The 10,374-nt window shown below is 39.9% G+C and carries 8 protein-coding genes, 7 tRNA genes, 1 rRNA gene and 2 pseudogenes; 11 read left to right on the top strand and 7 right to left on the bottom strand.

Annotated features, from left to right (window positions below; translation table 11 throughout):
- Positions 1-73, top strand: a 5S ribosomal RNA gene (rrf, locus tag ACPUYX_RS20350); the annotation flags it as partial.
- Between the two features lie 845 nt (positions 74-918).
- On the opposite strand, the pseudogene ACPUYX_RS20345 reads toward rrf, so the two are convergent.
- The 6 genes and pseudogenes from ACPUYX_RS20345 to ACPUYX_RS20320 form a co-directional block, all read right to left on the bottom strand.
- Positions 919-1,169, bottom strand: a pseudogene (locus tag ACPUYX_RS20345) (ATP-binding protein).
- Positions 1,170-1,173: 4 nt separating this feature from the next.
- Positions 1,174-1,481, bottom strand: a pseudogene (locus ACPUYX_RS20340) (IS21 family transposase); the annotation flags it as partial.
- A gap of 106 nt (positions 1,482-1,587) precedes the next feature.
- A complete protein-coding gene (locus ACPUYX_RS20335; RefSeq protein WP_426381423.1) occupies positions 1,588-1,815 on the bottom strand; it encodes a helix-turn-helix domain-containing protein in 228 nt (75 codons plus the stop codon).
- Positions 1,816-1,830: 15 nt separating this feature from the next.
- Positions 1,831-2,448, bottom strand: coding sequence for a DUF2975 domain-containing protein (locus tag ACPUYX_RS20330; protein ID WP_426381422.1), 618 nt, complete (start codon positions 2,446-2,448; stop codon positions 1,831-1,833).
- 511 nt (positions 2,449-2,959) lie between these two features.
- Positions 2,960-3,241: a zinc ribbon domain-containing protein gene (locus tag ACPUYX_RS20325; protein WP_426381421.1), complete on the bottom strand. Its 282-nt coding sequence runs from the start codon at positions 3,239-3,241 to the stop codon at positions 2,960-2,962.
- Between the two features lie 925 nt (positions 3,242-4,166).
- A complete protein-coding gene (locus ACPUYX_RS20320) occupies positions 4,167-4,289 on the bottom strand; it encodes a hypothetical protein (RefSeq protein WP_282432735.1) in 123 nt (40 codons plus the stop codon).
- A gap of 581 nt (positions 4,290-4,870) precedes the next feature.
- Between ACPUYX_RS20320 and ACPUYX_RS20315 the strand changes: the two genes are divergently transcribed.
- The 8 genes from ACPUYX_RS20315 to ACPUYX_RS20280 all read left to right on the top strand — a co-directional run bounded on the left by ACPUYX_RS20315 (position 4,871) and on the right by ACPUYX_RS20280 (position 6,852).
- A complete protein-coding gene (locus ACPUYX_RS20315; RefSeq protein ID WP_426381420.1) occupies positions 4,871-6,148 on the top strand; it encodes a glycosyltransferase family 2 protein in 1,278 nt (425 codons plus the stop codon).
- A 103-nt stretch (positions 6,149-6,251) separates the two neighbouring features.
- Positions 6,252-6,327 (top strand) — tRNA-Val (locus ACPUYX_RS20310).
- 20 nt (positions 6,328-6,347) lie between these two features.
- Positions 6,348-6,423: transfer RNA gene (locus ACPUYX_RS20305), tRNA-Asp, on the top strand.
- A gap of 10 nt (positions 6,424-6,433) precedes the next feature.
- Positions 6,434-6,509 (top strand) — tRNA-Phe (locus ACPUYX_RS20300).
- 5 nt (positions 6,510-6,514) lie between these two features.
- A tRNA-Gly gene (locus ACPUYX_RS20295) sits at positions 6,515-6,589 on the top strand.
- 12 nt (positions 6,590-6,601) lie between these two features.
- Positions 6,602-6,675 (top strand) — tRNA-Cys (locus ACPUYX_RS20290).
- 8 nt (positions 6,676-6,683) lie between these two features.
- Positions 6,684-6,771: transfer RNA gene (locus ACPUYX_RS20285), tRNA-Leu, on the top strand.
- A gap of 4 nt (positions 6,772-6,775) precedes the next feature.
- Positions 6,776-6,852 (top strand) — tRNA-Val (locus tag ACPUYX_RS20280).
- 365 nt (positions 6,853-7,217) lie between these two features.
- Here ACPUYX_RS20280 and ACPUYX_RS20275 read toward each other — a convergent pair.
- Entirely contained in the window at positions 7,218-7,688 is a 471-nt protein-coding gene (locus tag ACPUYX_RS20275; RefSeq protein WP_426381419.1) for a hypothetical protein, read from the bottom strand.
- A gap of 266 nt (positions 7,689-7,954) precedes the next feature.
- Here ACPUYX_RS20275 and ACPUYX_RS20270 point away from each other — a divergent pair, with 266 nt between their 5' ends.
- On the top strand, positions 7,955-9,406 hold the full coding sequence (locus tag ACPUYX_RS20270; protein WP_426381418.1) for an aminotransferase class I/II-fold pyridoxal phosphate-dependent enzyme: 1,452 nt from the start codon (positions 7,955-7,957) through the stop codon (positions 9,404-9,406).
- Between the two features lie 4 nt (positions 9,407-9,410).
- The gene (gene speE, locus ACPUYX_RS20265; protein WP_088224600.1) at positions 9,411-10,265 is read left to right on the top strand and encodes a polyamine aminopropyltransferase; all 855 of its coding nucleotides are present in this window, start codon (positions 9,411-9,413) and stop codon (positions 10,263-10,265) included.
- The last annotated feature ends 109 nt before the right edge of the window (positions 10,266-10,374 follow it).

The raw sequence follows: 10,374 nt of genomic DNA, 5'->3' as shown, positions 1-10,374 counted from the left end.
ACACGGAAGTTAAGACCTCCAGGGCCGATAATACTTGGGGCATAGCCCCTGGGAAAGTAGGTCATCGCCAGGTAACAAGCGATAGACTGCCAAATATGGCAGTCTATCTGTGTTTCATGAAGGAAGTAAAAGTAAACTACCGGGGTTCCACCCGTTCGATCCACGCTGCAGGAGTCTGCGTATCGGGACGCAGCGTGGCGAAAAGCTCGTCCGCTTTTCGTATACCGAACACGGAAGTTAAGGATCCACACTGCAGGAGAATGCGTAAGGGGACGCAGTGTGGCGAAAGGCTCATCCGCCTTTCGTTCCAGGGCCGATAATACTTGGGGCATAGCCCCTGGGAAAGTAGGTCATCGCCAGGTAACAAGCGATAGACTGCCAAATATAGCAGTCTATCTGTGTTTTATGAAAGAAGTGAAAGATTCCTACCGGGGTTCCACCCGTTCGGATCCACATTGCAGGAGAATGTTTCACAAGTCGCAATGTGGCGAAAACCTCGTCCGGTTTTCGTCACGCTGCAGGAGAATGCGTAACGGGACGCAGCGTGGCGAAAAGCTCGTACTTCGCCACAAAGTGATTCTCTGGGGCTGGTGGCTCGGCGAAACCCTCCACCGGAGGCTTTCGTGCTTTTCGTATACCGAACACGGAAGTTAAGGATCCACGCTGCAGGAGAATGCGTAAGGGGACGCAGTGTGGCGAAAGGCTCATCCGCCTTTCGTTCCAGGGCCGATAATACTTGGGGCATAGCCTCTGGGAAAGTAGGTCATCGCCAGGTAAACAAGCGATAGACTGCCTTATTGGCAGTCTATTTGTGTTTCATGAAAGAAATGAAAGATATCTACCGGGGTTCCATGTGTTTGGCAAGTAGAAATTATAGCAATCCGGAAGTTCAAATATGTAGCACCCCAGATACCACTTTTACCAATTAATGGATGAGTGACTCAGCCTAAAACTAGGTCCACTAAATACGAGTAAGTAACTATGATGAATCAGCCGATCAATTATGGCACTTGTCATTTTTTCATCATAGAAAATGCCATTCCAATAGCTGAACTCGAGATTGGTTGTAATGATCACACTACGTTTTTATAACACTCAGAGATTACTTGGAACAGCAGCTGAGCTCCGCCTTTTTCAAAAGGAACATACCCCCATTCATCACAAATCAATATTCACATATTCAAAGATGTTTTTCATTCCTTCGAGTAAACATTCTTGATTTTGTGACTTAAATAACTGGAAATATCCGCCGTTGCTATGGGGTAAGAAAGGTTCAGATAATATCCATTATAAAGTACACCTTTTTCAATGAACTGAGCCTCTCCAAAGTCTATTTGAGCCTCGCCTGGTGGATGGTCAAGAGGCAAATAGCCCTCTTCCGTTAATCCAATTTCTTTCTTGCGTTTAGAGACATAAGCCCTGACAGAACGATCCGAAACGTTAAAATCCGGGAACTTTTCCTTCAAACGGTTATACACCCTCTATTTTGCCATAAACAGTTCCACCCGTTCGGATTCACATTGCAGGAGAATATGTATCGGGACGCAGTACAGCAAATAGTCTAAAACTTGAACAAAAGCTTTTAGATCAAACATTTTCGCCGTCAATATCAGAATAAACGTATTCAAGTATATCGCCCGGTTGGCATTTAAGAGTCTTACAAATCGCGTCAAGTGTCGAAAACCGAATTGCTCTTACCTTGCCTGTTTTTAAGTTAGAAAGATTTACATTAGAAATACCAATTTTTGCAGCTAATTCGTTTAGCTTTATTTTTCTATCAACTAAAATTCGATCTAATCGTATTATTATAGCCACTAGCTAAGCACATCCTTACAGAGTTGTGTCATATTCATTTTGCAGGTACACTCCATATTGAAATATTTCGGCTATGGTAAAAATAAGTCCTCCAAGTAATAAACCGCTAAAATGAATATTTGATAAATCTACGTAAAAGATTTTTGTTACAAATAGCGAGCATAAAAAATTCGTTAGAAAATCCGATACTAATGAATAGGTAATTATTGAATAAGCAAGTTTTCTTAGGTTTTTCGCATTGCTTATAATAAATGGAGTTATATCCTTAGCTGTAGATTTAAGGATAGTTACTATTTGTTTAATTCCATACAAAATTAGGGTCAAGCCGAGAAGAGATGAAAGTAAGTAAGTTATAAGAGCATCTTTTGCACTAAACATACTGGTGTCAAGAGGTTGCATAATTTTAAAGGGTATAATAATAAAGAATGTTGTACCATTCCCTAGTGCATAGTATATAGACCAATTTAGATTTCCTTTAACTGCATTAAACTTTTCTGGTGAAGCAAACGAGAAAAAGACAGAAGCTGACAATCCAGCAAAGACAATTATTACTCCAAGAAACAAAACAGATAGAATAATTTTGTGAAGTATAGTTGCTCTTGACTTTATTTTTTCAATATCATTATGAATCATAGTACCGCCCCTCTCGATTACATTATATGGTATTGTATTCGATAGTCAATATTTTGTTAATGATAAACATTAATTAATACAGTTAACATGAGTAAAATGAAACCACCTCACAATGGTGGCATACCTCCATTGTGAGGTGGTTTAAAGGGGTTATCGCCATACATAACACACCAAAATTATAGGTTCCTTTTGTAAACTAATATATGATAAAAAGTAAATATGGATTTGCTTTTTAGAAACTAATCAAATTGTAAGTTTTAAATTATCTCCAGATACATCTCTAGTTGTTTCTAAATTATCTGATGGTGAACCTCCCCTACCTACAGTTCGCTAAGAACGAAAACACTGTTTTCGCCATAGGATAGGGGCTTCCGGCAAGTCCAAAATGCATGTCTCAAGGGTATCTCGTTAGAGATGCCTCACCCGATAGGCGTGAGTCCATCATTTCGGTAAGGCCGGCAACTCTATGCATTTACTGCATATAGGCCAGGTTCATGGCATCTACTACTTCTCACCTTAGGCAATCCGTAGATACTTTGGCTCTTCTACATATAGTTCTTGGAACTTCCCGTATTTGTAGTTGCTCAAGATATTTTTGGCTCCGTGAATTCTCACGGTGTTCTCGATATCCACAAGTACACTTATAATTTCTAGAGGAGGTTTTCTTTCTTCTCCCACAAACAGGACATGTTTGTGTTGTATAGGATTCATCGACCTTTTGAAGACTTATCCCTTCGACTGCCAAGTTATAGTGTAGGTAGGTGGCTGTTCGTCCAAAATGCCACTGAGACATTTTTTGACTTTGTTTACGTGAACGTTTGTTTTGTGTTTGTTCTTTTCCTTTCTGGGTGAGGTATATCGCTCGATGCCTTCAACGTTGCCGACAACAACTTCCTTGACGTTATTCTCTAATCGCCAGTTTACAAACTCACGGGTGGTTTTATGTAGGGTATCCGTCAACTAGGCATCACTTTTGCTTAAGATATAGGTCAAAGCTCGTCGGTACTTTTTCCATTGACGGGACCCCTTTTGGCATTTAGCGATCTTTTTTTGAAGTTCCTTCAGTTTCTTATTACGAAAACGTTTGATACTTCGGGGCTTACATCACTCCTTGGCCGTTATCACAGACTGATGCAATGGTGTGAATTTCCCCCAGATCGATGGCTGCGATATTCACATTACCACGACAAAAACGAATTTAGAACTGGTGTTCTGCAATAATTGGGGGGGCAGCGATTCATCTCGCCACCTATAGAGGATGGGAGTCTTCTCGCCGCAAAAAGATAAATAATTATAATTATTTTTAAGGATCATGGGAAATAATATGCTATTTAATGTTCATTTGAGGGCCGACACATGGCAGGAGATTAATTGTCGTTAGGTCGACGGCGAAAACCTTATAGGTGGGCATGAAGTTGTTACTTTGAAAGTCAGTGGATCGATAAAATTAAATCCGCACCAGGTTATTAAAGAGAGACTTCCAACAAGGAATGTACGAGCTTCCTGAAAGCAGAACCAAGAGTGACATGATAATTAAAAGACTACCTCATCTGAGATAGTCTTTTGTACTAAAAAAATCAGCAAGAAGTAAATGTTTAAATACAGGCTCGTACTTCAACGGGAAGCTCATTTAGTAATACAATTTTCAAGGCTTGAATGATTGCAATTACATTACTTGTTTCGAGATAAAATGTTAGTTAAACTAGTTGCTTTGAGTTTTAGGTTGACAATTGATCTGCATGAATTGCTTTTTCATGTTTTTCGGCTTCGTAGCCAAAGCGAAATCTTTGGTTACAATAAGAACAGTGAATAAATTTACCATCCTCTGATGGAATTGGCATATTAACCACCTCCTTGGTGAGAATTTTAACCATCCTGATAGGAAATTAAACTTATTTGCATAAAAGTTGATCATCTTATAAAGAGCCTCATAAAGTAGAGTGAGGTGATGAATATGTGGCGGAGATGGATTGATATACTAAACATAGAATTCTACTGGTGGAAGAAAGATATAATTCGACGATTTAGGTTGGATACACCTGCATGTATATCGGGTATACTACTTTTATCGTCTGCTATTATTTTGTTGGCTATTTTAGGTAATGGGGCAGCTAAGATCTTTCGGAATTTTGTTCCCTGGATATCTGGACGACAGATTGGGGAGGTTTACTGGCAATCGATTAGTTTTGGTATAAAAGCTGCATTAACATTCATGATATTTAGTGGGTCATTAATAGCTTTTATTTTTTTTAAAATAATAGGACGAAGGTAAACATGACAATAATAAAAAATTATAGTTCTAAGAGGTAAATATGGAAAATAAATGTAATGCATAGATAAAGTGGATAAAGTTCTTAGCAACTATTCTTGCATAGGTCAAAATCCTATGTTAGAATTTATTGGTCAGAAGGGGGTCAGTTAGGTGGATTTGTTCTCTGGGCTTACGGTAACACAGTTATTTAACGTAATTATGATTCCGGTCCAAGTTATTATTATTTTTTTGACATTTTATTATTTTGTTTTGTCTATGTTTGGACTGTATAGGAGACGAGAGGATAAGATTCTAACGCCTGAGAAGAGTTTTGCCGTTGTTGTTGCTGCTCATAATGAGGAAGCTGTCATCGGACCGCTTGTAGAGAATCTGAGGATGCTGGATTATCCTAAAGAACTCTTCGATATTTTTGTGGTAGCTGATAATTGTACGGATAAGACTGCATTAATAGCTCGGAATGCGGGAGCCATTGTTCATAGACGTTTTAATACCGAAAAACGTGGTAAAGGTTATGCCCTTGAATGGATGTTCCATCGCCTTTTCAAAATGGAGCGCCAATATGATGCAATCGTAATTTTCGATGCTGATAATTTAGTAAAAAGCAATTTTCTCTTTGAAATGAACAGCAAACTTTGCCAAGGACATAAAATAGTTCAATGTTACTTAGATTCAAAGAATCCAATGGATACATGGGTGACGAATACATTTTCTATAGCATTTTGGGTAACAAACAGATTGCTGCAACTTGCAAGGTATAATACGGGGCGGCTTTCAAACGTTCTTGGCGGGACAGGCATGTGCATTTCAACCGATGTTTTGAAGGAATTTGGTTGGGGAGCTACGTCTCTGACAGAAGATCTTGAGTTCAGCATGAAGGCGTTAACCCACGGTATTAAAACCACTTGGGCTCACGATGCTGTCGTTTATGATGAAAAGCCTTTAACCTTTATGCAGTCTTGGTATCAAAGAAAACGTTGGGCTCAAGGACAAGTAGATGTAGCTGGAAGATATTTCTTTCCTCTGATACTTAAAGGTATACGTGAAAGAAAAATTATGTATTTTGATGCCGCAATACATCTCTTTCAGCCTGCTCTTGTAATGATCGCAACATTTTTTATGATGACGAACTTTATTTCCGCCTTGCAGTCAAGTTATACTCATGTTTTCACTTTAGTAATGCCTTGGACAGGGTGGCAAATACTTTCTTCAATTCAATATCTTTATCCTGTCGCAGCTTTGGCTCTGGACCGGATACCTTGGAAAGCCTATGTAGGCATCATTTTGTATCCTGTTTTCATCTATAGTTGGATTCCTATTGTCTTTTTGGGATTCATTAATCGTAAGGATAAACAATGGTCACATACTAAGCATACTCGTTCCATTAATATTGAAGATGTCGTTAAACAAAAAAAGGTATCCACAAGTTAGTTGCGAATCTGCCATTTTGCTGGTTTAAGGACAGAGGAACATTTTTAAAAAAAGTTTTGACACGGAAGACTTTTTTGTGTATACTGATAATCGTCAGTCGCCCGGGTGATTAGCTCAGCTGGTAGAGCGCCTGCCTTACAAGCAGGATGTCGGCAGTTCGAACCTGTCATCGCCCACCAATTGATTTGAGACTGAAAGTGGCCCCGTGGTGTAGCGGTTAACATGCCTGCCTGTCACGCAGGAGATCGTCGGTTCAATTCCGATCGGGGTCGCCATCTATTGTATGCCTCGGTAGCTCAGTCGGTAGAGCAGAGGACTGAAAATCCTCGTGTCGGCGGTTCGATTCCGTCCTGAGGCACCATTCATGCGGGTGTAACTCAGTGGTAGAGTGTCACCTTGCCAAGGTGAAAGTCGCGAGTTCGAATCTCGTCACCCGCTCCATTTAATAAAGTTGGCGGCATAGCCAAGTGGTAAGGCAGAGGTCTGCAAAACCTTTATCCCCAGTTCAAATCTGGGTGCCGCCTCCAAATATTTTGCCGATGTGGCGGAACTGGCAGACGCACGGGACTTAAAATCCCGCGGGTTAATAGCCCGTACCGGTTCGATTCCGGTCATCGGCACCATTATGGGTTTGTAGCTCAGCTGGTTAGAGTACCGCGTTGACATCGCGGGGGTCGGAGGTTCGAGTCCTCTCAAACCCACCATAATTTGTTAAAAACCCGCATTTCATGCGGGTTTACTGTTCTTTAGAGGCTTTCAAGCCTCATTTTTAACCAAATACATAACAAAGAAGGCCTTTAGGCCCTCATCGCAGCTACTAATTTCTTTGTTTCCACCATATTGATGGCCCTTTTTAAATTGTATGCTAGAAAACTAAGCCCCAGCTCGCCTGTGGCTTTTTCTATGCCTTGATTTCAACTCTTAGCCAACTGTAAACCGTCATGCGCTGAATCTATTTATCCAGTCTTTATGCCTCCCACTTCTATAAGTGGGGGCGGGTCCTTGGTTAACTTCAGGTGGGGTAGAGTCCCCGCCTGTAGCCCCGATGTTCAGCTTTAGCTGAACTAGTTCACTTTACAGGAGGATTGGCACTGTGATTTGTTTCTCCTAGAAATGTAATAACCACTGCCACAGCTAAGCCGAAAAATCCATGACTAAAGAAACACATGACTTTGCTAAGCGATGTTTTTAAATCCTTAACTATCTTGAAATAGCTAAACAAATAAGGAATTATTCCTCCAAATGTTCCCAAAAGAAAGCCCTTCAATATATAAGAACGTTTGTTGAGGGACAATAGATAGGTAATTAATATGCCTCCTGTCGTGCAGAAGAATGTACTAATTATATGCGATAACCACACATCGGTTTTTGTGCTTCTGAATACCCATTTTCTGCAATTCAGGACTTGATGTGACATCGTGTGTAATGAACTTTTTACAAGACCAAATTTGACAAACAAATAATTGCTTGACATAATGGCTAGCTCGCCAAAGAGACCGGAAATTATGCCTAAGATTAACTTACTTCGTATTTTTATCATTATTAGCCTCCATGAAATAGTTTTTAAACTATTCGACAATCCTATTCTCCAATTTGCGAAAGCCTCTCTCGTTGATATTTTGGATAATGTTTAATATACTATTAATGTTGTTTTTTAGAAGAATATTATTCTAATGTTTAGAACTTTAAATCTCTGAGAGAAATCGAGAAATCGTATTGTTGAAATTCTATCCTTTTTGTAGGAAAATGGAATCGTTTCATAGGGCAACAATTATCAGAATAAGGTAAGGAAAGGCGGTGCTTTACATGCATTCCCTTTGGCAAGGCAAGGCACCCATTTATGAGGCATTGCAAAATTATCAATCAATGAGAGTAGTACCCTTTGATGTACCTGGACACAAGCAAGGCAGGGGAAACCCTGAACTTGTAAAGTTTCTGGGACAACAGTGCCTATCGGTGGACGTTAACTCCATGAAGCCTCTTGATAATCTTGTTCATCCTGTTTCAGTTATCAAAGAAGCAGAGGAATTAGCGGCAGATGCTTTTGGAGCAGACCACGCTTTTTTTATGGTTAACGGTACTACGGCTGCTGTTCAGGCTATGATTATGAGCGTATGTAAACAAGGCGAAAAAATAATTATGCCTCGTAATGTCCATAGAAGTGCAATAAATGCACTTATTATCAGCGGAGCAATTCCTGTATATGTTAATCCCGGTGTAAATAAACAATTAGGAATACCCTTAGGGATGTCGGTGGATGATGTAAAGCGTGCTATAGAAGAGAATCCAGATGCTAAGGCTATCTTTGTTAATAATCCGACCTATTATGGGATTTGCTCGGATTTAAAGACTATTACTGAACTTGCCCATTCCCATAATATGTACGTTCTAGTTGATGAAGCCCACGGCACTCACTTTTATTTTGGTTCTGACTTGCCAGTGAATGCAATGGCTGTTGGCGCTGATATGTCAGCGGTCAGCATGCACAAAACAGGCGGATCACTAACCCAAAGCTCGTTCCTGTTAAAAAGCAATCGTCTTGGTACAGGTCATGTACGTCAAACGATTAACTTAACCCAGACTACCAGCGGCTCTTATTTGCTCTTGTCGTCCCTGGATATTTCCAGACGCAACCTTGCCTTAGATGGAAAAAATATCTTCAATAAGGTATCCTCTCTGGCTCACTATGCAAGAGATGAGGTCAATAAAATTGGTGGTTACTATGCTTTTTCGAAAGAACTAATTAACGGGGATTCTGTGTTTGATTTTGATCACACCAAGCTTTCTGTTTACACCCGTGAGATAGGGTTGGCAGGAATAGAAGTTTACGATATTTTACGGGATGATTACGGGATACAGATTGAATTGGGCGATATCGCCAATATATTGGCGATAATTTCTGTGGGGGACCGTGAGTTAGCTTTGGAACGACTTGTATCATCACTATCGGAAATTAAGCGACTCTATACAAAAGACAAATCCGGGATGCTTGATCATGAATATATTAATCCCGATGTCATAATGACGCCACAACAAGCCTTTTACTCGCCTCAGCGTTCTGTTGAACTTAAGGAAAGTGATGGACATATATGTGCAGAGTTTGTGATGTCTTACCCGCCGGGTATTCCAATTTTAGCTCCAGGTGAACGGATAACCGATGAAATTATTGATTATATCTCCTACGCTAAGGCTAAGGGATGTTTTCTAACCGGGACGGAGGATATGTCGGTTAAAAGTATCAAAGTATTGGAGGAATAATAACATGGAATTGTGGTACACAGAACAACACACGGATAATGTTCGTTTTTCTATTAAGGTGGATAAACCTCTGTATACGGGTCAGAGTGAATTCCAAAGGATAGATGTTTTTCATTCTAAAGAATTTGGGACCTTTTTTACGTTAGACGGCTTAATGATGGTTACTGAAAAAGATGAATTTATCTATCATGATATGATTGTTCATGTTCCAATGGCGACAAACCTTAACACAAAGAATGTTCTGGTTATTGGCGCCGGTGATGGGGGAACGGTAAGAGAGCTTACTCGCTATAATTCAATTGAACGAATTGATATGGTTGAAATTGATAAAATGGTGGTTGATGTATGCAGGGAATATTTGCCCCAAACTGCCTGTAAACTAGACGATCCACGGGTGAAACTATATTTTGAGGATGGGTTGAAATTTGTACGCTCCAAGGAAAATGCATACGATCTAATTATCGTTGATTCCACCGATCCTTTTGGACCGGGAGAAGGTTTATTTACTAAAGAATTTTATGGTAATTGCTTCAAGGCACTTAAGGAGAACGGTATTCTGGTTAACCAGCACGAAAGCCCCTATTATGCTGAGTATGCTCAGTCCATGCAGAGGGCTCATAAACGGATCAAAGAATTCTTTCCAGTTTGCAGAGTTTATCAAGCGCATATTCCAACATATCCGTCAGGACATTGGTTATTTGGATTTGCCTCCAAAGTATATGACCCCGTAAAGGACCTAAACGAGCAGGCATGGAATAGTTTGGGGATAAAAACAAAATATTACAACACCGAGATTCATAAGGGATGCTTTGCTCTTCCTTCGTATGTAAGGGAGCTTCTGGTAAGCGAAGAGAAATAATTTTTTAGGCATACCTATAATTCTAGATAATAGGAAAAAGGCTGTAACAAATTTTTTTGTTGCAGCTTTTCATGTATTTGGAGGTTGCATTAACCAAAAAAATTACATA

Origin of the sequence: Desulfosporosinus sp. SYSU MS00001 (genome assembly GCF_049943955.1) — a bacterium.
Classification (GTDB): domain Bacteria; phylum Bacillota; class Desulfitobacteriia; order Desulfitobacteriales; family Desulfitobacteriaceae; genus Desulfosporosinus.
The sequence above is the reverse complement of the archived record's forward strand: the minus strand, read 5'-3'. Positions and strand labels throughout refer to the sequence as shown.

Excerpts from the sequence above, each read along its gene's own strand:
- ACPUYX_RS20330 (WP_426381422.1), bottom strand. The coding sequence starts at position 2,448 with ATGATTCATAATGATATTGAAAAAATAAAGTCAAGAGCAACTATACTT.
- ACPUYX_RS20325 (WP_426381421.1), bottom strand. The coding sequence starts at position 3,241 with ATGTCTCAGTGGCATTTTGGACGAACAGCCACCTACCTACACTATAAC.
- ACPUYX_RS20320 (WP_282432735.1), bottom strand. The coding sequence starts at position 4,289 with ATGCCAATTCCATCAGAGGATGGTAAATTTATTCACTGTTCTTATTGT.
- ACPUYX_RS20275 (WP_426381419.1), bottom strand. The coding sequence starts at position 7,688 with ATGATAAAAATACGAAGTAAGTTAATCTTAGGCATAATTTCCGGTCTC.
- ACPUYX_RS20270 (WP_426381418.1), top strand. The coding sequence starts at position 7,955 with ATGCATTCCCTTTGGCAAGGCAAGGCACCCATTTATGAGGCATTGCAA.
- speE (WP_088224600.1), top strand. The coding sequence starts at position 9,411 with ATGGAATTGTGGTACACAGAACAACACACGGATAATGTTCGTTTTTCT.